This window comes from Lachnospiraceae bacterium, from assembly GCA_022794035.1.
Classification (GTDB): Bacteria; Bacillota; Clostridia; order Lachnospirales; family Bianqueaceae; genus CALWPV01.
Window position 1 is genome coordinate 1 of record JAAWDX010000007.1, and the last position, 26,245, is coordinate 26,245.

Annotated in this window: 21 protein-coding genes; 6 read left to right on the forward strand and 15 right to left on the reverse strand. The window is 45.3% G+C overall.

Going from position 1 to position 26,245, the window contains the following annotated elements; translation table 11 throughout:
* Positions 1 to 259 precede the first annotated feature (259 nt).
* The 3 genes from HFE64_06340 to HFE64_06350 all read left to right on the forward strand — a co-directional run bounded on the left by HFE64_06340 (position 260) and on the right by HFE64_06350 (position 2,961).
* Positions 260 to 994: a hypothetical protein gene (locus tag HFE64_06340; protein MCI8633079.1), complete on the forward strand. Its 735-nt coding sequence runs from the start codon at positions 260 to 262 to the stop codon at positions 992 to 994.
* Positions 995 to 1,111: 117 nt separating this feature from the next.
* The gene (locus HFE64_06345; protein ID MCI8633080.1) at positions 1,112 to 2,434 is read left to right on the forward strand and encodes a DUF3440 domain-containing protein; all 1,323 of its coding nucleotides are present in this window, start codon (positions 1,112 to 1,114) and stop codon (positions 2,432 to 2,434) included.
* Entirely contained in the window at positions 2,431 to 2,961 is a 531-nt protein-coding gene (locus tag HFE64_06350; protein MCI8633081.1) for a ParB-like nuclease domain-containing protein, read from the forward strand. Before HFE64_06345 ends, HFE64_06350 begins: the two co-directional genes overlap by 4 nt.
* A 50-nt stretch (positions 2,962 to 3,011) precedes the next feature.
* Here HFE64_06350 and HFE64_06355 read toward each other — a convergent pair whose 3' ends face one another.
* Both HFE64_06355 and HFE64_06360 read right to left on the reverse strand, forming a co-directional pair.
* On the reverse strand, positions 3,012 to 4,271 hold the full coding sequence (locus tag HFE64_06355) for an HlyC/CorC family transporter (protein MCI8633082.1): 1,260 nt from the start codon (positions 4,269 to 4,271) through the stop codon (positions 3,012 to 3,014).
* Positions 4,272 to 4,482: 211 nt separating this feature from the next.
* A complete protein-coding gene (locus HFE64_06360; protein MCI8633083.1) occupies positions 4,483 to 5,064 on the reverse strand; it encodes a nucleoside recognition protein in 582 nt (193 codons plus the stop codon).
* A 170-nt stretch (positions 5,065 to 5,234) separates the two neighbouring features.
* Here HFE64_06360 and HFE64_06365 point away from each other — a divergent pair, with 170 nt between their 5' ends.
* Positions 5,235 to 5,498 carry an AbrB family transcriptional regulator gene (locus HFE64_06365; GenBank protein ID MCI8633084.1) on the forward strand — a complete coding sequence of 88 codons (264 nt, stop codon included), beginning with the start codon at positions 5,235 to 5,237 and terminating at the stop codon, positions 5,496 to 5,498.
* A gap of 65 nt (positions 5,499 to 5,563) precedes the next feature.
* On the opposite strand, the gene recA is transcribed toward HFE64_06365, so the two are convergent.
* The 11 genes from recA to rpsO all read right to left on the reverse strand — a co-directional run bounded on the left by recA (position 5,564) and on the right by rpsO (position 19,457).
* Positions 5,564 to 6,610: a recombinase RecA gene (gene recA, locus HFE64_06370; GenBank protein MCI8633085.1), complete on the reverse strand. Its 1,047-nt coding sequence runs from the start codon at positions 6,608 to 6,610 to the stop codon at positions 5,564 to 5,566.
* A 64-nt stretch (positions 6,611 to 6,674) separates the two neighbouring features.
* The gene (locus HFE64_06375) at positions 6,675 to 7,910 is read right to left on the reverse strand and encodes a competence/damage-inducible protein A (protein ID MCI8633086.1); all 1,236 of its coding nucleotides are present in this window, start codon (positions 7,908 to 7,910) and stop codon (positions 6,675 to 6,677) included.
* A 10-nt stretch (positions 7,911 to 7,920) separates the two neighbouring features.
* Positions 7,921 to 8,466, reverse strand: a complete 546-nt coding sequence (gene pgsA / locus HFE64_06380) for a CDP-diacylglycerol--glycerol-3-phosphate 3-phosphatidyltransferase (GenBank protein ID MCI8633087.1) — start codon at positions 8,464 to 8,466, stop codon at positions 7,921 to 7,923.
* 5 nt (positions 8,467 to 8,471) lie between these two features.
* Complete coding sequence (rimO, locus tag HFE64_06385) at positions 8,472 to 9,830, reverse strand: 30S ribosomal protein S12 methylthiotransferase RimO (GenBank protein MCI8633088.1); 1,359 nt, start codon at positions 9,828 to 9,830, stop codon at positions 8,472 to 8,474.
* A complete protein-coding gene (gene folD, locus HFE64_06390; protein MCI8633089.1) occupies positions 9,831 to 10,694 on the reverse strand; it encodes a bifunctional methylenetetrahydrofolate dehydrogenase/methenyltetrahydrofolate cyclohydrolase FolD in 864 nt (287 codons plus the stop codon).
* 17 nt (positions 10,695 to 10,711) lie between these two features.
* Positions 10,712 to 12,388, reverse strand: a complete 1,677-nt coding sequence (locus tag HFE64_06395) for a formate--tetrahydrofolate ligase (protein ID MCI8633090.1) — start codon at positions 12,386 to 12,388, stop codon at positions 10,712 to 10,714.
* 13 nt (positions 12,389 to 12,401) lie between these two features.
* Complete coding sequence (locus tag HFE64_06400; GenBank protein ID MCI8633091.1) at positions 12,402 to 15,110, reverse strand: DNA translocase FtsK; 2,709 nt, start codon at positions 15,108 to 15,110, stop codon at positions 12,402 to 12,404.
* A gap of 53 nt (positions 15,111 to 15,163) precedes the next feature.
* Positions 15,164 to 16,012: an undecaprenyl-diphosphatase UppP gene (gene uppP, locus HFE64_06405; GenBank protein ID MCI8633092.1), complete on the reverse strand. Its 849-nt coding sequence runs from the start codon at positions 16,010 to 16,012 to the stop codon at positions 15,164 to 15,166.
* 106 nt (positions 16,013 to 16,118) lie between these two features.
* Positions 16,119 to 16,820, reverse strand: coding sequence for a translocation-enhancing protein TepA (locus tag HFE64_06410; GenBank protein ID MCI8633093.1), 702 nt, complete (start codon positions 16,818 to 16,820; stop codon positions 16,119 to 16,121).
* Between the two features lie 90 nt (positions 16,821 to 16,910).
* Positions 16,911 to 19,067 (reverse strand): polyribonucleotide nucleotidyltransferase, encoded by a 2,157-nt coding sequence (locus HFE64_06415; GenBank protein MCI8633094.1) that lies wholly within the window; start codon positions 19,065 to 19,067, stop codon positions 16,911 to 16,913.
* 126 nt (positions 19,068 to 19,193) lie between these two features.
* Positions 19,194 to 19,457 carry a 30S ribosomal protein S15 gene (gene rpsO, locus HFE64_06420; GenBank protein ID MCI8633095.1) on the reverse strand — a complete coding sequence of 88 codons (264 nt, stop codon included), beginning with the start codon at positions 19,455 to 19,457 and terminating at the stop codon, positions 19,194 to 19,196.
* A 203-nt stretch (positions 19,458 to 19,660) separates the two neighbouring features.
* Between rpsO and dinB the strand changes: the two genes are divergently transcribed.
* Positions 19,661 to 20,863 (forward strand): DNA polymerase IV, encoded by a 1,203-nt coding sequence (gene dinB / locus HFE64_06425; GenBank protein ID MCI8633096.1) that lies wholly within the window; start codon positions 19,661 to 19,663, stop codon positions 20,861 to 20,863.
* 3 nt (positions 20,864 to 20,866) lie between these two features.
* Here the strand turns inward: dinB and HFE64_06430 are convergent, their stop codons facing one another.
* On the reverse strand, positions 20,867 to 21,721 hold the full coding sequence (locus HFE64_06430) for a YitT family protein (GenBank protein ID MCI8633097.1): 855 nt from the start codon (positions 21,719 to 21,721) through the stop codon (positions 20,867 to 20,869).
* Between the two features lie 36 nt (positions 21,722 to 21,757).
* Entirely contained in the window at positions 21,758 to 23,710 is a 1,953-nt protein-coding gene (locus HFE64_06435; protein MCI8633098.1) for a BMP family ABC transporter substrate-binding protein, read from the reverse strand.
* A 213-nt stretch (positions 23,711 to 23,923) separates the two neighbouring features.
* On the opposite strand from HFE64_06435, the gene HFE64_06440 reads away from it, so the two are divergent.
* The gene (locus HFE64_06440) at positions 23,924 to 26,215 is read left to right on the forward strand and encodes an AAA domain-containing protein (protein MCI8633099.1); all 2,292 of its coding nucleotides are present in this window, start codon (positions 23,924 to 23,926) and stop codon (positions 26,213 to 26,215) included.
* Positions 26,216 to 26,245 lie beyond the last annotated feature (30 nt).

Genomic DNA, 26,245 nt, shown 5'->3' on the forward strand with positions numbered 1-26,245 from the left:
CATCATCACTGCCAGGTACTGTCTTACTCTCTTTTTCATCCTTTTCACGCTTCCCTTTCTTTCTTAGGCCCTTCCCCTGTGCCCTTTTATATGTATTGTTAAGATATTTTCCTTTATACTTCTTTAAGACCCCCTCCCCTCTCCTTTCGGCTCACCTTTTTTCCCTTTTTTTTATTTTTTATTTCTGAGCTGTTTTTTTCATGTTTCTCGTCTTTATAAGATAAAAGATTCTATTATTTTAAAAATGGAGATTCTATATATGTTTCATTTCAGAAAAACACCTAAAATCCCGTCTTCTTCATCTCCTCAAACGGCAGACGCATTGTTTAATCAAATCTCTGAAAAGCTATCTCTATCTTCTTCAAGGCGTTCTAAATGGCGCTTGAGCTATACTCTTTCTCTCACAAAATATTTTTTGCCTCGCCTATTTATGTTTATTTTATTCATATGTATTTTAATTGGCGGTATTCATTTTCTCACTACTCCAGCTTCTATCCAAAATATAACATGTGATTCCCAATCGTATGAGGCGCAAAGAATCTCTTTTCAAATAACACATCCTTTCTGGATTAAATCCATCACCGCTTCTCAAAACAATTCTTTACTGCCGGTTTCTCAAGTCGATGATACTTACTATGTTGATGCAACCGAAAATGGAGTATTGCTGCTAGAAATTGAAACCATTTCTCATGTGCGTATAGAGCAAGAGATTATCATTGATTCTATCGACGATGAAGCCCCTCATATCCAGTCTCATCTTCGCAAAGGAGATGAAGTTTTCATCTATCTTTCCGATCAGGATGGAGCCGGCATCAATTGGCAGACCATCCAAGCAATTGGGCAGACATCTGGCACCTGCTTTCTCCCCTCGCATTATGATGAGAGTTCAAGTCTTATTATTTTTCCATTTCCTTCCGAGCCTCTTCAAATTACTATTCCTGACTTAGCCGGTAATTATTGTATAGCCCTTTTAGAGCCTTATAAAGCAGAATAATTTTCTCTGCTTTATAAGGTCTTTTATATCTTTTAAAACATAAAAGGCTTTCCTTAGTTGAGTTTTTCATTATTTTACGCTATAATAAAACAGGGATTGGAAGGAGAAGACATTCAAATGAAAAGAATCTATAGTTCTCAAAATGTATATGACGCTCTTCAGGAACGTCTTCATTTTATTTTTACAGAATTTGATAATATTTACGTTTCCTTCTCTGGAGGCAAGGATAGCGGACTTTTATTAAATCTAACCTTAGATTTTCAAAAAAAGTATTACCCCCATAAACGAATCGGTGTTTTTCATCAAGATTTCGAAGCCCAATACACCGTCACCTCAGAGTTTGTGGAGCGTACCTTTAAACGCATTGAAAATGAAGTAGAGCCCTATTGGGTTTGTTTGCCTATGGCCACCAGAACTGCTCTCAGCAGCTATGAAATGTTCTGGTACCCCTGGGATGACACCAAAGAGGATGCCTGGGTGCGGCCCATGCCGCAACACCCTTACGTAATCAATCTTCAGAATAATCCCATGACCACCTATCACTACCGCATGCACCAAGAAGATCTTGCCAAACAGTTTGGCCGTTGGTACCGTCTCTCACACGATAACAAAAAAACGGTCTGCCTGCTTGGGATCCGCGCCGATGAGTCATTGCAGCGTTACAGCGGCATCATTAATAAAAAATATGGTTATCAGGGATCCGCCTGGATTTCCAAGCAATTTAAAGATGTATGGTGCGCTTCTCCTCTATATGACTGGCGATCCTCTGATGTATGGCATGCCATCAGTCTTTTCCACTATGACTATAACCGCTTATATGATCTGTATTATATGGCTGGCTTAAAGATCAATCAAATGCGGGTAGCTTCTCCTTTTAACGATTATGCAAAGGACAGCTTAAATCTATATCGCGTTATTGATCCTCAAATTTGGACTAAGCTGGTCGGGCGAGTGCAAGGTGCCAATTTTGCTGCCATCTACAGTAAAACCAAAGCGATGGGATATAAAAATATCACACTTCCCGAAGGCTATACCTGGAAAACCTATACACAGTTTTTACTCAGCACCCTTCCCTCTCGCCTCAGAAGAAACTATATTCAGAAATTTAATACTTCGATTCGTTTCTGGCATACGACCGGCGGTGGTTTAGAAGAAGAAACAATTCAAGAGCTGGAAGCTCATGGATATCGCATTCAGCGAAATGGTATTTCCAATTATACCATCGGTAAAAATTCCCGCGTGATCTTTTTAGATAAGATCCCAGATCATACCGATGATATTAAATCTACCAAAGACATTCCCAGCTGGAAGCGTATGTGCTACTGTATTTTAAAAAATGATCATATTTGTCGCTTTATGGGCTTTGGCCTCACCAGAGAACAGCAAAGCAAAATTAACACCCTAAAAATTAAGTATCGTAAACTTGGAGAATCATCATGAGTTATCAAAGTCCTGTATACCAGATCCTTTCTGTTCCTATTGAAAAAATTGTCCCCAATACATATAATCCTAACTCTGTGGCGCCGCCGGAATTAAAGCTTCTATATGATAGTATTAAAGAAGATGGATATACAATGCCCATCGTCTGTTATCATGTAAAAGAAGACGATACCTATATCATTGTCGATGGCTTTCACCGTTATCGTATTATGCTGGACTATCCGGATATCTACGAACGAGAGAGCGGTAAGCTACCTGTCTCTGTCATTGACAAGCCCTTAGACTGCCGGATGGCAAGTACAATTCGTCACAATCGCGCCAGAGGATCCCACGATGTTGATTTAATGAGCAACATTGTTGCAGAATTGCATGAACTGGGACGTTCTGATGCCTGGATTTCTAAGCATCTTGGCATGGACAAGGACGAAATATTACGACTTAAGCAAATTACTGGTCTAGCCGCTCTTTTTCAGGATGTTGAATTTGGAAAAGCCTGGCAGCCTCTTGATGAGGATCTGCCGCAATAATAAAGCGAGTGCTGCATCTGGATGATCCAGATGTAACACTCGCCTTTATTTTATTCTTCTTCCTCTACCGTTTGCGGAAGGCGTTTCGCCATAATTTCAATGACGCTTCTTTTGTCCGCTTTTACAATAATAAATGCAAAGCCTTCAAATTCAAAGCGTTCTCCTACCTGAGGGATTTTCTCCATCTCCTCCATCAGCCAGCCGCCGACAGAGGTTGATTCGAATTCATCAGGGTCCTGTAAGATGCCTAATGTTTCAAACATGTCATCCATATCGGCTGCGCCGTTTATAAGCCACTGGTCGTCATTTTCTTTCTGGAACATCACTTCTACTTCATCGTGTTCATCCCAGATCTCTCCAACCAGCTCTTCTAAAATATCTTCCATCGTTACAACGCCTTCTACACCGCCGCCTTCATCCAGCACGAGTGCCATATGCGTTTTACATTGCTGCAGCTTTTTCAATAACGCTGAAATCTTAATGCTTTTGGGGACATAAAGCGCTTCCTTAACCAAGCTAAGATATTCTGTACCTCCGCTTGTAATATGCGCCATAAAATCCTTCTCGTGTAAGATACCAATGATATTGTCGATCGTCTCATGATACACCGGCAACCGAGAGAAGCCGTGCTCAAAAAAGACCTTCTTTACTTCTTCTAATGGCGTATCATCCTCTATCGCAATCATATTGACGCGTCTGGTCAGTACTTCCTCTACAGCCACATCATTAAACTCAATCGCCGAACGGATCAGATCGCTTTCGCCTTCTTCCAAACCGCCGCCTTCTTCCACTTCATCCAGCATGGTCATGAGTTCTTCTTCTGTGGCTCCCTGCTGCTCTTTATCCTTAAACAAGATCGCCATCAACTTGGAGACCGGACTAAAAAGCCAGCTAAGAGGAGACAAAATCAACATAACAATACGAAATACCGGAGCACTCGCGGTTGCAATGGATTCCGGACGCTGTTTAGCAAGACTTTTAGGACAGATCTCACCAAAAATCAGAACAATGATCGTCATAACCACCGTCGAAATCGTCACGCCGTAGGTCGGGAAATAAGTTGTAAACAACACAGTTGCAATTGAGCTGGCTAAGATATTAACAATATTATTTCCAATTAACAATGTGGAAATAACTTTGTCAAACTTCTCTGTCAATTGCATCACCAACGATGCTTTGCGGTTACCATTTCCGGCAGCATTTTTCAGGCGGATCCGGCTGGCACTCATGAAGGCCGCTTCTGTCCCTGAAAAATATGCAGAAAACATCACTAATACAATCAAGAAAATAATCTGTTGCGTAATGCTCATAGTCGCGTGCCTCCTTTCACAGAGGCGAATTGTAATCGACTCAGATCATCATGACTGCTGTCCGGCCCTTTAGCCGTACTACTAGACCGCGGTTTACCATCGGGTATTGCATCATCCATAAAACTAAAAACCTCCTTGTGCTTTGCACATATAATATGATATATCATTGTATCAGTTTTGTTCATAAATGTAAAGAAATTTTTATCTTTCCCTATTCCTTAGCATAATGATATCGAATTTTGATATAGATTAACGCCACTAAAGTAGATACGGCCGTTGCCAAAATAGCAGGCCCTACAATTTCGGTAGGATTTGCCGAACCATACCGCACTCTGTATGCCAGCATATTGATCGGAATCAGCTGCAGGGATGACATATTCAAAATCATAAAACTGCACATATCCTTTGTCGCCCGCTTAGGATGCGGATTTCGTTTCTGTAAGCTTTCCATTGCCTTCAAACCGGGCGGTGTAGCTGCCCATCCTAACCCAATCAAATTAGCTACAATATTCGCTGCGATATGTTCTAATGCTTCATCCTCCTCCGGGATTCCCGGAAAAAGCCAGCGCAAAAAGGGCCTCATTTTTTTACACAGCTTCTTCATAAGACCGGCATCTTCGCCGATTCGCGTAAGCCCCGTCCACAAAGAAATTACACCCACTATGGAAATACCAAGTGTAATCGCTTCTCCAGATGAATCAATCAGGGCCGTCCCCAGTTCGCTCATTCTCCCTGTAAGTGCGGCCACCAAAATACTAATCAAAATCATAGCTGCCCAAATTCGATCTAACATATATATACTCCTTTGCCATATTATGGCTAATTTTGCCAGTTATAATAAAAATTTGAAATTTTTTCCAAAATCATGTTGATAAATTTTTCCAGTTATGGTAATATATACATTAGTTCCTTATATTGGTTTTATCATAAGGAAGCAAAATGAGCGATAGGAGGCAACAAAAGATGAAAGCAACCGGGATGGTACGCAATATAGATTCTTTAGGGCGAATTGTAATTCCTATTGAACTGCGTACGCGATTGGGGATGGATATCAATAAAGCGGTGGAGATCTTTACAGATGAAGATATGATCATCCTTCGCAGATATGAACCTGCAGACATTTTTACTGGAGAAACAGAGGATCTGATCGATTTTGACGGTAAGAAAATCAGCCGTAAAACAATTAGGGCTATGGCCGAGCAGGCTGGTTTTACCATCACAGAATAAGCAGTACATAAAAAGGCTTCTGCATCATCTTATGCAGAAGCCTTTTTTCTATGCCATTTCTTCACTTATAATAAACTGTCCTGTGTTTCCACCGCTGCAACTCCCTCGGCCCCTGTCAGTGGTGCAAACCCATATTTTTCTCTTACCTTACTCTCAATTTCATTCAGCAGCTCCGGCGTTTCCTCCAAATGCTTTTTAACATTCTCACGCCCCTGTCCCAGCCGTGCATCATGATAACTATACCAACCGCCGCTTTTTACCACAATTCCTTCATTGGCAGCCAGATCGAGCACGTCTCCTGCTCTGGAAATTCCTTTTCCATACATAATATCAAACTCTGCTTCTTTAAAAGGCGGGGCCACTTTATTTTTTACGACCTTAATCCGTGTACGGTTTCCAATAAATTCGCCGTTTTGCTTTAAGGTTTCAATCCGGCGCACATCTAAACGGACAGAGGCATAAAATTTAAGCGCTCTTCCTCCTGCCGTTGTCTCCGGGCTGCCAAACATAACCCCCACCTTCTCACGCAGCTGGTTAATAAATACTACAATACACTTTGATTTATTGATTGCACCAGCCAGTTTTCTAAGAGCCTGCGACATCAATCTTGCCTGCAGTCCTACATGAGAATCTCCCATTTCACCGTCAATTTCTGCTTTAGGCACCAGCGCTGCTACGGAGTCAACAATCACAATATCCATAGCGCCTGAACGCACCATCGTCTCCACAATTTCCAGCGCCTGCTCGCCATTATCCGGCTGTGAGATATAGAGATTATCAATATCCACTCCCAAATTTTTTGCATATTGCGGATCGATAGCATGTTCTGCATCCACATACCCGGCAATCCCGCCGCCTTTCTGGGTTTGGGCTACCATGTGCAATGCAACTGTCGTTTTACCACTAGATTCAGGGCCATAAATCTCTACGATCCTTCCTTTAGGAATTCCTCCTACACCAAGTGCAATATCTAGTCCAAGAGAGCCAGTGGGAATAGCTTCTACATTCATCTGTCCCAAAGATTCTCCAAGCTTCATGATCGAGCCCTGACCATAATCCTTTTGAATTTTTCCAATCGCTGCTTCCAGTGCTTTTTGTCTTTCGTCTTCCATTTGGTTACCTCCCATACTCTTTATATATATTATCGTATATTTTTTGACAAAAACCAAGTGTTTTTTAATTTTTTAATAAAATTAGCCGCAGCAAATTCAGCGCTTTTACGACAGATAAGCGTCGGTTTGCTTCTCGGTTTCTGCTAAAGCTGCATTTTTCTGCCTTTACAATCCCTTTACAGTACGCCGCAATCCAAACCGTTCCTACCGGCTTTTCTATGCTGCCTCCTCCCGGCCCCGCGATCCCCGTCACAGAAATCGCTGTTTCCGTTTGCAGTGCTTTTGCCGCTCCTATCGCCATCTCGCAGGCTGTTTCTTCGCTGACAGCTCCAAATTGATGCAGAGTCTCCTCTTTTACCCCTAAAAGCTTTCTTTTAGCCTCGTTGGAATAAGTAACAAAACCACCCTCCAGCACCTCGGAGGCGCCGGGATAATTAACAATCTGACCGCTGACCCATCCTCCGGTACAGGATTCCGCCGTTGCCAGCTTCCAGTTCTTTTCCTTCAAAAGCTCTACGACAACCCCTTCCAGCGTCTGCGCATCAGTTCCAAATATCTGCTGGCCAAAGAGCATGCGAATTTCATCCTCCACAGGCCTGATCATTGCCTCTGCCTCTTCTTGCGAAGCCGCTTTCGCCGTAATTCTAAGATCGACAATTCCTTCTTTTGCATAGGGCGCCAGCGTTGGATTTATCATCCTCTTCATCTGCTCCTTTAAGGCAGTCTCTACCGCTGACTCTCCGCTTCCACAGATATGCAATGTACGGGAATGCATCACCGCCTGGCTAAACCGGCGCAGATATGGCAGCACCTGTTCATCAAACATCGGGATAAGCTCTGACGGCGGCCCCGGCAGCATAATCAGAATTCGCTCTCCCTTTTGCAGTGCAAATCCCGGAGCTGTACCATTATGATTATAAAATGGTACACTGCCTTCGGGTAAAAGTGCTTGTTTCCAGTTATTCTCCGTAATTTGACGTCCCAGCCGCCCCATATATTGCCTAATATGTTCCTTTGCCTCTGGATCCTCCTTAAGATCAGCCCCAAAATAGGCGGCAGCCATCTCCTTAGAAAGATCATCCTGTGTTGGCCCCAGTCCCCCGGAGGTAATTACCAAATCAGCTCTTTCATAGGCATCCTTCAAGGCATCCTGTACTCGCTGCGGATTGTCTCCTACCACCTGCTGATGATACGTATTAATGCCCAGCGCTGCAAGGCCGCGAGCCAAATAGGAGGCGTTTGTATTGACAATATCTCCTAATAAAATCTCCGTACCAATCGCCACAATCTCTGCTGTCAATGCTTTCATTTTACCCTTCCTTAAGCACTCCGATATTATTTTTGATGTAATTCACTACCGAAATAATGGTTAAAACAAGCGATGCATAAACAAAAACCTGCTGAATGATATAAAACCAAGATGCTGAGAAAGGAATAAGCAAAAACATGACCGTAAACATCTGTACGACTGTTTTACATTTCCCCCAAATATCAGCAGCAATCACCACATTTTCAGTTGCAGCTACCAGCCGAAAGCCACTGATGATAAATTCGCGTCCAATCAGAATGACAACGATCCAGGCCGGCAAAATTCCGTTCTGAACGAAGCAGATCAAAGCAGAGCACACCAACAGCTTATCCGCCAGCGGATCCATAAATTTGCCAAAATTCGAGACAATATGCAGGCTTCTGGCCAATTTCCCATCCAAATAGTCTGTCAGACAGGCGGCAGCAAAGATCACTAATGCAACATACTGATTGTATGGAGCCGCTACTACACAAGTGGTTAAATAGAAAAATACATATAGCGGCACTAAAATAATCCGAAGCACTGTTAGCTTATTGGCTATGTTCATACGAATCATATCAATTCTCCTATCAAATCATATTCATAAGCACCTGTTACCCTGCAGCGCACAATATCGCCGGAACGCAGCTCCTCTGCTGCTGTTATAAAAATGAATCCGTCGATTTCCGGAGCGTCCCGATAGGTCCTCGCGCTGTAAACCTCCTGTCCTTCCTCGCTCTCTTCCGGAATGCGTCCTTCAATTATGGCCATCAGCTCTCTTCCCACCAGCTTCGCTGAGGCTTCTTCACTGATCTCCTTTTGCAGCGCCATCAGCTCGGCTTGCCGGCGCGCCTTTTCTTGTTCTGGAATCTGATCGGGCAAAAGCGCAGCCGGTGTGCCCTCCTCCTGCGAATAGGTAAACACGCCCAACCGTTCAAACGCATTTTCTTCCACAAATGCCATCATTTCCTGAAATTCTTCTTCTGTTTCTCCCGGGAAACCAGTAATCAGCGTTGTCCTGATCGCAATCTCAGGCATCGCCTTCCGCAGCTTTGCCATCACTTCTTGAAGCTCTTCTTTAGTATGGCGCCTTCCCATCCTTCGCAGTACGGTATTGCTGCAATGCTGAATTGGCATATCAATATACGGAAGAATTTTTTCTTCGGTCTGCATGACATGAATCAGTTCATCTGTAATATCCTCCGGATAACAATATAACAGACGAATCCATTCAATTCCGTCAATCTGACAAATTTCATGCAGCAGCTCCGGAAGCTGGCATCCATCTGGTAAATCACGGCCATACTTTGTGATATCCTGCGCAACGATCATGAGCTCCTTAACGCCCTCTGCCGCTAAATCCCTTGTTTCTTGCAGGATATCCTCTTTCCTGCGGCTTCGATAGCGTCCCCGCAGCTTAGGAATAATGCAATATGTACAATGATTATCACAGCCCTCAGCAATTTTCAGATACTCATAATATCCCGGTGTACTTACCGTCCGCTTATGATAAGACAGATCCCTGTGCTCCATCTGGTCCGTCTGCCGGACCTGCTTTTTTCCCTCCAGCAAAAGCGCGTCCATCACCTCTACGATCTTCTCATAGCTGCCCGTTCCCACAACGGCATCCACCTCCGGCAGTTCTGCAAACATTTCATCTGCATACCGCTGCGCCAGACAGCCTGTTACAATCAGCGCTCTGCAGCGGCCGACTTCTTTGTATTGCCCCATCTCTATAATGGCATTGATGGATTCCTCCTGCGCATCCTGAATGAATGCGCAGGTATTGATCACAATCGCCTCAGCTTCTTCATCCTGCTTCGTAATTTCATATCCATGCTCTGTCAGCAGCGTAAGCATGATTTCACTATCGACCGTATTTTTATCACAGCCTAATGATACGAAAGCGACTTTTTTCACATGAGCCTCCATTTACTTGTTTTTCTCAGCCTGCTTCTCATATGCCTGCACGCAGTTAAGCAGGAGCATAGCCACTGTCATTGGTCCTACGCCTCCCGGAACCGGCGTAATCGCTCCGGCAATGCCCATACAGCTCTCTGTATCCACATCGCCGCATAGTCCCTCCGGCATACGATGAATTCCCACATCAATCACAACAGCCCCCGGTTTGATCATGGACCCATCGATCAGTCCCGGCTTTCCGGCCGCTACCACAAGGATATCCGCCAAGCGGCAAATAGACGCTAAATCCTGCGTATGCGAATGGCATACGGTGACAGTAGCATTTTCTTCCAGCAGAAGAAGGGCTGCCGGCTTGCCTACCAGATTGCTCCGTCCAACCACAACGCAGTGCTTACCCTCCATTTTGATTTGATTACGCCTTAATAGCTCTACCACTCCGTTTGGCGTACAAGGCAGAAATTCCTCACTGCCTCCCTTCATCAAATGTCCCAAATTTTCGATATGAAAGCTATCGACATCCTTATCAGGTGCAATCATCTGAATCACTCTGTCAACCTGAATATGCTCAGGCAGGGGCAGCTGTACCAAAATTCCATTTACAGCAGGGTCCGCATTCAGCTCTTCAATCTTCTGCAGAAGCTCTTCTTCTGCAACATTCTCTGGCAAGCGAATGGTTTCTGATGAAATGCCGACCTGGCTGCAGGCCTTTTCTTTTCCTTTTACATAGGTTTGTGAAGCCGGATCCTCTCCCACCAGCACCACCGATAAATGAGGAGCGGCCTTTCCCTGCGCCGTTATCTCTGCCACGCGCTTTGAAACCTCTCTACGAATCTCACCTGCTACTTGTTTACCGTCTATCAGCCTTGTTTCCATTTTTTCCTCAAAATTTCTTAGAACAATCCTGTGATGTTGCCATCTGCATCCACGTCAATATTTTCCGCTGCCGGTACCTTGGGCAGTCCGGGCATTGTCATGATATCTCCTGCCAGTGCCACTACAAATCCAGCTCCTGCCGACAACGTCACCTGACGGATCGTAATCTTAAAGCCTGTCGGACGCCCCAGCTTCTTTTGATTATCTGATAAAGAATACTGCGTTTTTGCAATACATACCGGACAATGACCATAGCCAAGCTCCGTCAGCTTTTTCAGCGTCGTTTTTGTCCCCGGGCCAAATGTTACGCCGTCAGCACCATAAATCTTAGTTGCTATCGTCTTAATTTTATCTTCCAGGCTCATCTCATCCGGATACAGAGGATGATAATGAGATGTCTTTTCCTCCAAGGTTTTCAGCAGCTCCTGCGCCAGCTCAATGCCGCCTTCTCCACCCTTTTCCCACACTTTGGAAAGGGCAAAGGAGCATCCCAGTTCACGGCAATGCTTCTCAACATATTCAATTTCTGCCGGCGAATCTGTGATAAAAGAGTTGAGCGTCACAACCACCGGCACATCATACTGCTGCAGATTTTGAATATGCGCCTCCAAATTGACAAAGCCCTTTTCCAGCGCTGCTGTATTCTCCTTAGCCAGCTCTTCTTTTTTAACGCCGCCATTATATTTTAACGCCCGAATCGTTGCCACAAGAACAATGGCATCCGGCTTTAAGCCGCCCATGCGGCATTTAATATCCAGAAACTTTTCTGCTCCCAGATCGGCACCGAACCCTGCCTCTGTAATGACTAGATCTGCCAGCTTTAATGCATATTTGGTTGCCCGCAGACTATTGCAGCCATGTGCAATATTAGCAAACGGACCGCCATGAATAATACAGGGCGTATTTTCAAGGGTCTGCACCAGATTCGGATTGATGGCATCCTTAAGCAAGGCCGCCATGGCCCCCTGGGCCTTTAAATCACGTGCATATACTGCCTTTCCATCATAAGTATATCCGATTAAAATATTGGCTATGCGCTCTTTTAGATCCATCAAATCCTGTGCAAGACATAAAATTGCCATGATTTCAGAGGCAACCGTAATCATATAGCCGCTTTCTCTAGGAACTCCCTGGCTTTTTCCTCCAAGTCCTACAATGACCTGCCGCAGTGCTCTGTCATTTAGGTCAACGACTCGTTTCCAGGTAATCGTTCGCGGATCAATCCCTAACGCATTTCCCTGCTGCAAATGATTATCAATCATCGCAGACAGCAGATTATGTGCCGTTGTAATAGCATGCAAATCTCCTGTAAAATGAAGATTGATATCCTCCATCGGAACAACCTGAGCATACCCGCCGCCGGCGGCACCGCCCTTTACTCCCATACAGGGACCTAACGAAGGCTCCCGCAACGCAATAATCGCCTTTTTGCCCAGCTGTCCCATGGCTTGCCCCAATCCTACCGTAGTCGTCGTCTTTCCTTCTCCTGCCGGTGTTGGATTGATTGCTGTAACCAGAACAAGCTTACCATCCGGATTGCCTTCAATCTTTTTCCATAGTCCATTTGTCAGCTTAGCCTTATAACGGCCATAGCACTCCAGATCCTCCTCGCCAATTCCCAGCTGAGCAGCAATCTCCGTAATCGGTTTCATCTTTGCCTCTCTTGCAATCTCGATATCCGACTTAAATGCCATTTTTAATTCCTCCTTAATATTGATCATTTTCCCATTCTTCTTTTGTCATTAATACCTTACGAGGCTTACTGCCCTCATCCGGGCCTACCACACCTCTGGCATATAGCGCATCCATCAGGCGAGCCGCCCGATTAAAGCCAATCCTAAAAGCTCTTTGCAGCATGCTGATACTGGCTCTTTGTTTGTCTACGACAAACTTAACGGCCTCTTCCAGATATTCATCGATCTCATCCTCAATTCCGCTGGATCCCGTCCCTTCTTCTCTCTGAAGAGTATCCATCAGATCCGCATCATATTGCAGACTCTGCAGGCGTACCGCCTGCACGACCTCCTCCACCTCCTTATCCGATACAAACGTTCCCTGAATCCGCACCGGCTTAGAAGCACCGATCGGAGAAAACAGCATATCTCCCTTTCCCAGCAGCCGCTCCGCACCTACATTATCGAGAATGGTACGAGAATCCACTCCTGAAGAGACAGCAAATGCCAAGCGAGAAGGAATATTCGCTTTAATCAGACCGGTAATGACATCAACTGAAGGTCTCTGTGTGGCAATGACCAGATGCATGCCAGCTGCTCTTGCCATCTGCGCAATCCTGCAGATAGACGCTTCTACCTCTTTAGAGGCCACCATCATCAAATCGGCCAGCTCATCAATCACAATGACAATCTGCGGCAGCTTCTTCTCTTCTTCGCCCAGCTCTACCACGGCTTCATTATAGCCTCTGATATCGCGGACATTCATATCAGCAAATTTTTTATAACGTTTTGTCATTTCCTGCACAGCCCAATTGAGTGTAGCAGAAGCTTTCTTTGGATCATTAACGACCGGCAGCAGTAAATGAGGAATCCCATTATATACAGAAAGCTCAACCACCTTAGGATCAATCAGAATCAGCTTTACCTCATTGGGGTCTGCCTTATAAATCAAGCTAACAATTAAAGAATTGATACAGACGCTTTTTCCAGAGCCTGTAGCACCTGCAATTAAAAGATGGGGCATCTTCGCAATATCCGCAACCCTTACCTCACCGTCAATATCCTTTCCCAAGGAAAAGGTAAGCTTGGAGGGCGCTTTGCGAAACGTATCGCTGTCAATAATTTCCCGCAGCGTAACCATGCTGATCTCTTTATTCGGGACTTCGATCCCCACAGCGCTTTTTCCTGGGATCGGCGCCTCGATGCGAATCGAGGAAGCCGCCAAATTCATTGCAATATCGTCAGTCAAATTGACAATGCGGCTCACCTTGACCCCCTGCTTCGGCTGCAGCTCAAACCTCGTAACTGCAGGCCCCTTATTGACCTGAATGACTTTAGCCTCTACGCCAAAGCTCAGCAGTGCATCCTCCAGCAGCTTAGCACTTTTTAAAAGCTCCTCTTTCGATGAACCCGCTGCTCCCTCTGCGTTTCCCTCTTTTAACAGCTCAATAGAAGGAAATTCATAATGTCCGCTTGGCCCTGGAGCTTTAGGCGGATTTTTAAAATCAGAAGCTCTTGTCTCATGCAGATCTTCTTCCATTCCCATCTTCTGCATCGTTTCATCCTGATCCTGATAGCCTGTGGGAAATTCCTCTTTGGAAAAAGCCTTTTCCATGGAGATATTCTCTGCAAATGCCTCCATTTCTTCCTGATATTCCGGCGCTTCGGCTTGATCAGAGAGTTCCGGCGCTATGGACAGCGCCGATTCATCTTCCGTCTTCTCCGGCTCCTCTACGATTAACGGGAGATCCTCCTGCCCTTCTTTTTCTTCGATTAAAATTTCCGGCTCCAAAAGCTCTTCTGCCGGTTCCTCCAATTCCTCCTGCTTCCTGCGGCCGATCCGCTGTTTGCGCTCCAGATAGCTATCGTGACTGATCAGCGGAATGTCCACAGTTCCATCCTCAATCGGCCTCTTTCTCCCTACCGGACTTGTTTTGCGAATAGGATTCTCCGATCCATCCTTTTTCAGCGGCTCCTCCTGGAGTCCATGAATGACAATTTGTCTGTTCTCACCCGGATATGTCGCTTTTTCTATTCCAAGCTGAGGGCCGTCTTCGTCATATCCAGACCAAATCTTTCCCGATTCCTCCCTCAGTCTTTCCTGAATCCTCTTTTCCTCTCTTCTCTGCTGCTTTTTCTGCGCCTGCTCTCTTGTATATGTTTTAACCCTGCGTCCCTTTTCTCTTGTTTTATCCGCTGCCTGCTGCATCCCCTTTACAATAGAACGCTCTGTAATGATGATGCCGCCAATAATAAACAAAAAGAGAATCACCACAATAGAACCCGTTTTTCCTAATACACTCACAAAAAGAGCCCCGATTCCGCCGCCGACGACTCCGCCAGTCAACCAGGTAGCCCCCCGGTACATATCAGCTACTGCCTTGAGCTCCTGTCCGTTTATAATATGGAGCAGCGTAGCTGCCAACAGGATCGCGCCATAGCCGGCCCCCAGCTTAAGCCATAATTTCGCAGTCAGCTTTCCAAACAGATTCATTCCTGCAATGATCAAAGAATAAACCGTAATCAGATAGGCTGAAAATCCAAAAAGCCCTACGAAGAATGAGTTGAGCGCACCCCCTACGATCCCCATACTGCTTTTTAAATATACTCCTAAAGTAATCAACAGCAAGATTAGAAAAACAACCCAATTCTGTATTTCCAAACGCAGTGGACTCGTCACAGCCTGCTTTCGGCGGCCTCGTTTTTGTCCTGTCGCTGTTTTTCGTTTTTTAGCCTGCGCCACACCTATTCTCCCCTCTGCTTATCTTTTGAATTTTCTCTCTTAGTCAAATTGCATTACCGAAATATTCCCCAGATAATGGAAAGCATTCCTACCAGCAAGCAATAATATCCAAAATAATGAAATTGATTCTTTTGAATCAAATTTCGCAGCCATTTTACGCATAAATAGCCTGTTAAGGCGGCTACGACCATGCCGATCAAATAAGGACCTGCATTAGCTGCCAAATCTGCTCCCGATACATCTGTTAGCTTTAAAACAGCAGCGCCTAGAATTGCAGGAATGGACATCAAAAAAGAAAACCGAAAGGCAAATTCCTTATCCAAGCCGCAAAAAAGTCCGGCAGCCACTGTGGAACCGGAACGTGAAATTCCCGGTATCGTAGCGATTCCCTGTATAATGCCGATTGTGACGGCATCCCGATTTTTCATTTGCCCTAATTTTTTATGCCCTTGGGGCATCCTGCGGATTAAAAGCAAAAAGGTACCCGTAACCAATAGGGCAAATCCAACCGCAATGAGAGAGCTTAGGAACAGATCCTCTAAGAATTTTTCCATCAAAAGCCCCAAGATTGCTGTGGGAATGGAGGCAATGATGATAAGCAGCAGCATTTTTCGTTCCGGATAAAACGTCAGTTTTTTTCTTTTTATCACCCATAGGACGCAATCCCGTATTAAAAAAATTCCTTCCTGAATTAAACTCCATACATCCTTCCAGAAAACAATAAATACAGCTCCCAGAGTCCCTACATGCAGCAAAATCTCAAATAATGCAGAGGTATCCAGCTGAGCCCCCAGTATAAATTTAGATAACACCAAATGGCCTGAACTGCTTACCGGTAAAAACTCCGTTAAGCCCTGTACCAGGCCCATGATCAGTGCTTGCAAATATCCGATTGTTTCCATAGCTTCCCCCTATCTCAGGCTATTTTCTCTTATTTATTTAAAAGCCCGAATGGATAAATTTTACCATATATTAGAGGGTTTGTAAACCAAAAACCATTTTCTTCTATCAGCTTTCCTTCCGCCTCTGTGCAATAAAACTATACAGCTTTTCTATCGCATGATCCAGCCCCCCTACTTCGTCAATCAGGCCTTCCCGCACGGCTTCTTCCCCCATCAAAATACTCCCTACATCCTTAGCCAGCTCTTCTGTATTTAACATAAGCTGCCTAAATCTCTCTTCTTTCATATTTGAATTGCGGACTACAAAGCCAATAATCCGATCCTGTATTCTTTCCAGATATTCAAAGGTCTGAGCGACGCCGATCACCAGCCCATTGGTACGGACCGGATGAATTGTCATAGAGGCAGAGGGGACAATATAGGAATACTGAGCTGATACGGCCAGCGGCACCCCAATTGAATGCCCCCCTCCTAAAACCAAGGATACAGACGGCTTTCCTAAATCTGCGATCATCTCCGCAATCGCCAGACCTGCTTCAATATCGCCTCCAACTGTATTGATCAGAAGCAATACGCCATCAATGTCCTGATTTTCCCTCACAGCAGCCAGCTGTGGCAAAATATGCTCATATTTGGTTGTTTTATTTTGCGGCGGCAAGGCCATATGCCCTTCTACTTCTCCGATGATGCTCATGCAAATAATGTTACCGCGCGGATTTTTCTCTCCCGAAAATGGAAGCTGTGTTTGTCCAAGCTCTTTAAGGGTATCCTGATACTCTTCCGGTGTCATCTTTTCCTGTTCTGCCATTTTTCATCCTTTCCAATCCAAAAAAATCAGCATCATGAACATTCATGATGCTGATAGTCTTTGTATTTTCAAGCAATTTTATACAGCTGCTTAACGGTCATGACGGCGGGGCGCATGTCCGGCGTTCTTATCTCCGCCTTCCGGAGGCGGCAATAAAGCCTTACGAGAAACCTTGACCTTGCCTTGGTCATCAATTCCAATGACCTTGACCATAATCTCGTCTCCTTCATGCAGCACGTCCTCTACCTCTTTTACATATTCATAGCTGATTTCAGATAAATGAAGCAAAGCATCTTTTCCGGGAAGAAGCTCTACAAATGCGCCGAATTTGGCTAAGCGAACTACTTTTGCATTATAGATCTCATCCATCTGGATCTCTTTAGCAATCGTCTCGATCGTTTTGATTGCCTGCAAGCACATAGCCTCATCATTTCCCAGGACATATACGCTTCCGTCTTCTTCAATATCAATCTTGACGCCTGTCTCATCAATGATCTTATTGATCGTCTTTCCTTTCGGTCCAACAACCTCTCCGATCTTAGCGACGCTGATCTTTGTCTGATAAATCTTAGGCGCATATTCAGACAGATGTTCTCTTGGTGCAGCAATCACCGGCAGCATCACTTCATCCAGTATATATTCTCTGGCAATTCTGGTCCGTTCAATCGCCTGCTCGATAATCGGACGTGTCAGGCCTTGTACCTTGATATCCATCTGAATGGCCGTAATTCCTTTGTGAGTACCGGCCACCTTAAAGTCCATATCGCCAAAGAAATCTTCTAAGCCCTGAATATCTGTCAGTAAAATAAAATCATCATCCGTATCGCCTGTGACTAAGCCGCAGGAAATACCTGCTACCGGCGCCTTGATCGGTACACCGGCTGCCATCAGTGACAAAGTACTTGCACAGATGCTTCCCTGCGAGGTAGATCCATTGGAACTCAACACCTCGGAAACGGTACGAATTGCATACGGAAATTCCTCTTCTGAAGGAAGTACAGGCACTAATGCACGCTCCGCCAATGCGCCATGACCAATCTCTCTGCGTCCCGGGCTCCGGCTGGGCTTTGTTTCTCCCACTGAATAGGAAGGGAAATTATAGTGATGAATATACCGCTTAGAATCAATATTTTCATCCAGAGAATCCAGAATCTGACGCTCACTTAAGGCTCCCAGACTGGTAACCGTCAAAACCTGCGTCTGTCCTCTCTTGAAGAGGCCGCTTCCATGCACGCGCGGCAGTACATCAACTTCTGCAGAAAGCGGACGGATTTCTGTAAGCTGACGGCCGTCGGGGCGCTTTCCGTCCACCTTAATCATTTTCCGAACCGTCTTTTTCTGATATTGATAAATTGCTTCATCCACATATTTAAGCATAGCTTCCTGCTCTTCCTGCGGAAGCGTTGCAATATAGGCCTTAAAATCCTCGGTTACTTTTGCAAGTCTCTCTTCACGAACCTGCTTCACATCTGTAAAGACAACCTCTTCCATCTGCTGAGGCGGGCAAACCTGCTTAAGAGCTTCAAAAACATGCTCCGGCACAGACTGCTCTTCATAGGCATGCTTTTCCTTACCTACAGCTGCTACAATCTCATTGATAAAGGCAACAATCTTCTGGTTGGCTTCATGGCCAAAGAAAATCGCCTCGATCATCTTCTCCTCCGGAACCTCATTCGCTCCGGCCTCAATCATAACCACCTTTTCAGCGGTAGAGGCGACTGTCAAATCCAGATCGCTGACCTTACGCTGTGCAGACGTAGGATTGATAACCAGCTCGCCATCCACTAATCCGACCGATACGGCTCCCACCGGACCAGCAAAGGGAATATCTGAAATCGATACGGCAATAGAGGAGCCTACCATTGCCAAAATTTCAGGAGCACAATCCTGCTCTACGCTTAAGACAGTGTTAACAATTGAAACATCATTACGATAGTCCTTAGGAAAAAGCGGTCTCATAGGACGGTCGATGCAGCGCGCCGTTAATACGGCATTCTCACTTGGACGTCCCTCTCTTTTTAAGAATCCTCCGGGAATTTTGCCCACAGAATACATTTTCTCTTCATAGTCTACGCTTAACGGGAAAAAATCAATCCCGTCTCTCGGCTTGTCCGATGCCGTTGCTGTAGATAAAAGCGTTGTTTCTCCATAAGAAATCCACACAGCACCATTAGCCTGCTCTGCTACCTTGCCAACCTCTGCCCGCAAGGTGCGGCCGGCTAATTCCATTTCAAATACCATATCCATATCCTCCTAATTCATTACCTCTTAACCAACTCGCGAAAACCCTTGTTTTCACGTCTACAACATATTGACTGCAAATAGAACGACAAAAAGTTGTAAGCCGCCGAGGCAGGCTTACAACTTTCTTTTTTATCGTCTGATACCCAGCTGTTCGATCAGCGTACGATATCCCTCGATATCCTTTGATTTCAGATAATTAAGCAGTCCACGGCGCTGACCTACCATCATCAGCAAGCCACGTCTGGAATGGTGATCCTTCTTATGAGACTTCAAATGCTCGGTCAGATGATTGATCCTCTCTGTCAAAAGTGCAATCTGCACTTCCGGAGAACCAGTATCTCCCTCTTTGCGGCCGTACTGCTGAATCAGCTCTTGCTTTCTTTCCTTTGTCATGATCATTACCTCCAAAAATATGATAAATCCCCGTCCGCTAAGTAAAGGTTGGAGCCTCCTGTCACTGAGCAGCGGTTCATTTCCAAGAAAGGATTATAGCATATTCCTATCTCGTTGTAAATACTTTTTTATTCTATCAGCCCAGCGCTCTATTGTCTTTGCTTTTTGAATATGCTAAGATGAAGAAAAGGGAGGTTCCGGCTATGTCAAAACGAGTGATTTTACACATGGATATGGATGCATTTTATGCTTCCGTAGAAATTAGAGATAATCCGCAGCTGGCAGGAAAGCCGCTGATTATCGGAGCTCTTCCTAATGAACGCGGTGTAGTAGCCACCTGCTCTTATGAGGCCCGCAGCTTTGGCCTGCATTCCGGTATGAGCATTAAAGAGGCCTACCGCCTCTGCCCCCATGGTATTTATATGCACGGCAACTCCGCAAAATATCATGCCGTCAGTCAGCAGGTACATCAAATCCTGATGGACTACACCGACCAAATCGAATTTGTAGCCCTTGATGAGGGATATCTGGATATCACAGGCTCTTTATCTCTTTTCGGCTCTGCCGAAAAAATCGGCCGCGAAATCAAACAACGCATTCTTACCACGACCGGCCTTACCTGTTCTATTGGCATCGGCTATAATAAAATGACGGCTAAAATTGCCAGTGAGGAGAAAAAACCTGATGGCTTTTTTGTGATTCCGGATCCTCAGTTTTTTCAGGATCTGATTATCGACCGCCCGATTCGAGTTTTGCCTGGCATTGGCAGAAAAACGGCGCAGCATCTCACGCATTATCAACTTCATACAGTACGCGACTTATTAAATTGGAGCGCGGAGGCCCTGCAAAAGCTGCTTGGCCAGCATGGTCTAGAGCTGTATCAATCTGCCCGGGGCTTAGATGAGCGTCCGGTTCTCCATTTGGGCGAGGGAGAAATGAAATCCTATGGCAAAGAGGTCACCTATCAGCATGATATGACGGATCTACTTGAAATGGAGAGCACACTGCGGCTTTTATCGCGCACACTTTCTATCGGTCTTATGCGGGATAAATTATGGTGCCATACTGTTACACTGAAAATTAAATATAATAATCTGCAGCTGCATACGCGGTCTAAAACACTGATCAATCCGATTCATGATGCACATGAAATATATGAAACCGCCAGGGCGCTGCTGCGCAAAGACGCGCTGCCGCGCCCTGTCCGCCTGCTGGGAATCAGCACAAGCTCCTTTACCGCGCAGCCTGTACGCCAGCTCACATTGGAGGACGCAGCCCAAAACGAAAAAAGGGACCGCTTGAATCAAACCTTATTGCATCTCTATGACAAATTTGGAAAGGATATCATTCAAACAGGTGGCGAGCTTGAAAGTCAAAAGCTCCTTAAGGAAAGGGATCTTGATTGAAAATCAAGGTTCTTTTTTTGTCTTAGGCCTGTAGAGCACCTCGCTTACAGAATAAATCGTAATAAAAGCATCCGGATCTATCTCCGTTAAAAAATTCATCAGTTTGACATATTCCTGCTTATTGACAATCACAATCAGCTCATCCCGTTTCTTTTCATCATAGGCGCCATAGGCATGGTACAGCGTAGCTCCGCTATGCAGCGTATGAAGCACAAATTCCCGAATCTCCTTTTCCTTTTCGGAGATGATGCATACCCTCTTTTTCATTGTCGAGCCAAAGATAAAATGATCCAGAACCAATCCGCAGACATAGGTCCCCAGCACGCTCAGCACAACTGTTTTCAGATCATATACAAAAATTGCTGAAACAGCGACGCACATTCCCGGGATTGCCAATGCCTTTCCCAGATCCACCCGCAGATATTTGTTCAGAATTTTAGCGATAATATCCAGACCGCCTGAGGAGGCATTTCGGTTAAAAAGCATGGCCTGTCCCACGCTGACTGCAAAACAATATACCACCATATCGACAAATGCATCCCCTGTGATAGATTCAAACTGAGGAAAGCCATGTTCCCACAGGGCCAAAAACACAGGAAATAAGATAGAGGTATAAATGGTTTTGATGCCAAATTCTTTTCCCAGCGTAGCAAATCCAATGATCAGCAGGATCACATTCAGCCCCATGCTAAGTGCCGAAACAGAAAGACCTGTAACCTGATTCAGCAGCACGGCCAGACCCGATACGCTTCCCATAGAAAGATGACTGGGCATCATAAAGAAAAACACGGCTGCCGAGCATAGGAAGGTCCCCAACGTAATGGATGCATACTCTTGTATTTGTTTGATTGTTTTCACACTCTTTCTCCTTTGCTTAATAACATGATGTCCTTATTATAACTCCGTTACCCCTTCGCTGTCGCTGCCTCCGCCTTCAGAGAAGCGAAGCAGGCTCTGCGCTTCTTCCGTTAGCTCTGACGCCATAGGGATCTCTCCGATTACGTTATCGATCAGCCAATCCATCGTCACAATATCATTGGTTGTGATATAGCCATCCTCTTGAGCCCTCAGCTGCCCCATTTGATCTCTCACATATCCATCAAATGGACTGATATTTCGGCGTATCAATGCATTTTTATAAAATTTAACCAATTGCCGTACTCCCTCTGGCAGATCCTCTGAATAAAGCATATCCACCACATTGGAAGAAAGTCCCCACCAATAGTTGATTGATTTAAGCTCATCCGTATCATCTACTTCATCCCAGGCTCCGCTTAAAATGCTGCGGATGATCCGTTCATAAAAATAGCCCCAGTTCCAGAAAGGCATCGCTAAGCCTTTAATTCCCTTTTCTTCGATCATATACAGACCGAATTTTCGGTTTGCCAAATTAGGAGTGATCATATCCTGATGAGAAACCATGTCCACATCCAGCTTTTCAATTTCCTGATTCAGATCCATGTCCTTTTGTGTTGACCACCGCAAATATACCTCTGCTTTTGGATTGACCAGCTGTACACCTCTGGCAAATGCGTTAATATTGGCGATCATACCAGAAATCGGATAATCGGCTACATACACGATTCTATTTTTAACTGTCATAATGCCGGCAATCAGCCCGCAAAGGAATTTTGCCTCATACATACGCCCATAATACGTACGCAGATGCCGATAGGCCATGTTGACAGAGCAATTCAAAAATTTTACCTGAGGATGATTGATAGCGGCTTTAAGTGTTTGCTGAATGAGCTGCGGCGTTGTCGTAAATACTACGTCAAACTCTTGCTGTGCAAGCTCTTCCAGCACCTCATCCGGCGTTTTATCCTGATCAAAGACAGCATCGATCGAGCAGATTTCAACCTGCTCCCCCATCACTTCCTCCAGATACAAGATTCCCAGCTCATGCCCATAGGTCCAGCTGGAGGTCTCTTTTGTTTTATCGTGTACAAATGCAATTTTAAGCTTCTTTTTATTGCTCCCGCTCAGTGCTGTGGACAGCAGATTCACAATGCCCTTGTGCGCCGGCTCCTCCTGCGGCTCAAGCTGCAGGCCTACCGGCGTTTCTTTTTCGGCCAGCTCAATGCTTTCCCACATTCTTTCCAGCTCTTCCTCCAGCTCGGCCACGGATTTTTCATTGATATCATTCAAGGAAAATACTTTAAGAAATTCTAACAGCGCATCTCCGACCGTAATATCCAATTTGTGTCCGCCCAGCTTGGCAAACGCATTTGAAAAACGCGTATAGCAGGAATGAAATTCCTTTTGGAAATCCGTATCCCAGTCCTCTTTCGTCGGCCTTTTTAAAAGCTCCAGCAGCTTTAAAAAGCTCCCCTCTTTAGAAAACCAGATATAATTGATGCGGGCCACTTTATAAAACTGCAGAAATTCCCGATAGATATTGGATTCTCTGCTTCCATTGGGCCGAGGAATAATCCGGGTAACGGTGCCGGGAACCGAAACAGCTCCAAAATACTTTAAAACACTGACTCTCTTATTGCCCTCCGTCACATAAAAGCGATTCATAAATTCATAGCATTTGATGGGATCCCGAATGCCTTCTGTCAAATGAATATCGCACAGTGTGATCCATTTATTGGCAAACTCCGTATATTCATCCAGCAGCGGCATAAAATTATCGGCAAAAGCGGTGCTTCTGGAGCGTCCGTTGGTTCCTACGATTTGATCGATTGGGATATCGACTAGGCCCAGCGATACCTCAGATTCAATCTCAATATTTGAGGTCAGTTCTTCTAAAACCTGCAGATATGGATAAACTCCCTTTGCCAGATTTGCCTGATATTCTTTGCGGCCCTGCCGCAGTGCTCTTTTATAGTCAGCAATTGCCATCTGCCGTTCTCCCCCATCTGTGAATAAACTTTGAATTCTTGCGGATTCTAGGCCTATTATAGCAAAAACACTTGCAATTGTGAAGGGCAATCCTTATAATAAGATTTTAGAATGTTGGATAGACATGCCGAGGTCTGCTGCTGCAAAAAATTGGGGTTCAGGGCTGCTCTCGGCGCTTTGAAAGTGCTTGGCGCTTTGGAATGGAGGAGTAACATGCTGTGTCAAATCTGCCATAAAAATACGGCCGTTATCTATGTAAATCGGCTGGAAAATGGTCAAAATAAACAAATCGCCATGTGCCTGAGCTGTGCTCAGAAGCATGGATTTTCTCTTAAAACTATGATGGAACAAAATGGTCTTAAGCCAGAGGATATGGAAAACATCGGCGAGCAGATGAATTCTTTGATGGAAAACCTCTCTGAGGATGGCAATATGGAAGCGCTTGAAAAGATGTTTCCTCCCGAAATGCTGAATATGATGATGGGAGCGGCTCATCCCGGCGAAGACGCAGAAGATGAGATGGGAATTGCTCCTGAGGAGCCCTCTGCTTCCGAGTCTTCTGAAAAGCCTACCAAAACTGCCAGACGCAGGCAGGAAAAATTAAAAACACTCTCGAAATTTGGTACCAACCTTACACAAAAGGCTGCTGACGGTGAAATTGATACTGTAGTCGGACGCAGCTTTGAAATCGACCGGCTTATGCAAATTCTTAACCGTCGAACCAAAAATAATCCGGTGCTGCTGGGTGAGCCTGGTGTTGGCAAAACGGCCATTGCCGAGGGCTTTGCTCTGCTCATTGCTCAGGGCCGGGTCCCGGTTAAGCTGCGTGATAAGCAGGTATATTTGCTTGATATGACGGGTCTTGTCGCCGGCACGCAGTTTCGCGGACAGTTTGAGGCACGCATGAAGGCAATTATCAATGAAGTAACCGCCGCTAAAAATGTCATTCTTGTCATTGATGAAATTCATAATCTGGTCGGTGCCGGCGATGCCCAGAACTCTATGAATGCCGCCAATATCTTAAAGCCTGCTTTAGCTAACGGAAGCCTTCAGATTATCGGCACCACTACGCTGGAGGAATATCGCAAATATATCGAAAAGGATTCTGCTTTAGAGCGGCGTTTTCAGCCTATCATTGTCGATGAGCCGTCCAAAGAAGAGGCTATCGAAATTTTGAAGGGCATTCGTCCGCATTATGAAAATTACCATAACGTAGCCATCTCGGATGAAATCATTGAGGACGCTGTCTCTCTTTCGCAGCGCTATATCCATCAGCGCTTTTTGCCGGATAAGGCAATTGATGTCATTGATGAAGCGGCATCCCGCGTCAACCTGCAAAATACCGGATTGATCGATCTGCAGGATCTGGAAAAAACACTGGAAGTCACGCTGCAGAAAAAAGAAGACGCTGCCGCCGCCGAGGATTTTGAAACGGCTGCCAAATGCCGCGTAGAAGAGCTTAAGCTGGAAAAAGAAATTGAAGCCAAAAAGGCTTCCTGCACGCATGTTCCGCTCACCTTTGATGATCTGGCGCATGTCATCGAAGGCTGGACCAAGATTCCTGTCAAACGTCTTACCAGTGAGGAATCCGCCAAATTAATCGCCCTGGAAGACCACCTGCATCAGCGCGTAATTGGTCAAAATGCTGCCGTTTCTGCTCTTTCGCGTGCAATCCGCCGAAATCGCTCCGGATTCCGCAAAGAACGCAAGCCGGCCTCCTTCATCTTTGCCGGGCCTACGGGCGTTGGTAAAACAGAGCTGGTTAAAACTCTGGCAGTCGAGCTTTTTGGCACAGAGGATGCGCTGATCCGGATTGATATGTCAGAGTATATGGAAAAGCACACCGTATCTAAGCTGATTGGAGCGCCTCCTGGCTATGTTGGCTATGATCAGGGCGGACAGCTGACGGAGAAAATCCGCCGTCGTCCTTTTTCGATTATTCTGCTGGATGAAATTGAAAAGGCTCATGCAGATGTCTTTAATATGCTGCTGCAAATTTTGGATGACGGCCGCCTTACCGATAGTCAGGGACGTACTGTCAATTTTGATAATACGATCATTGTCATGACTACCAATGCCGGCGCCAGCTTTAAAAACAATGGGCTGGGCTTCAATCAAAATGATACCTCTGCTCTTTCGCAGCGTATTGAAACTGCTTTAAAACAGCTGTTCCGTCCCGAATTCATCAATCGAATTGATGAGATCATCACCTTTGATCCTCTGACCAAACCAGAGCTGCGTCAAATCGTAGATCTCATGCTGCAGGATGTATATCGTTCCGGAGCCTATCAGAACATTTCCATTGCTGTTTCGGATGAAGTAAAAAGCTATCTGGCGGAAAATGGATATGATGAAAAATACGGCGCCCGACCGCTCCGCCGTTTGATCCAGCGGACCATCGAGGATGAAATTGCCGAGGCCTTTTTAAAGGAATCCATTCGCAGCGGCGACCGCATCGAGCTTATTATGCAGAATGGAAAACCCGCTATTCAGCATCTTTCCTGAAATATTTCATTAACTATGACAAATATGATT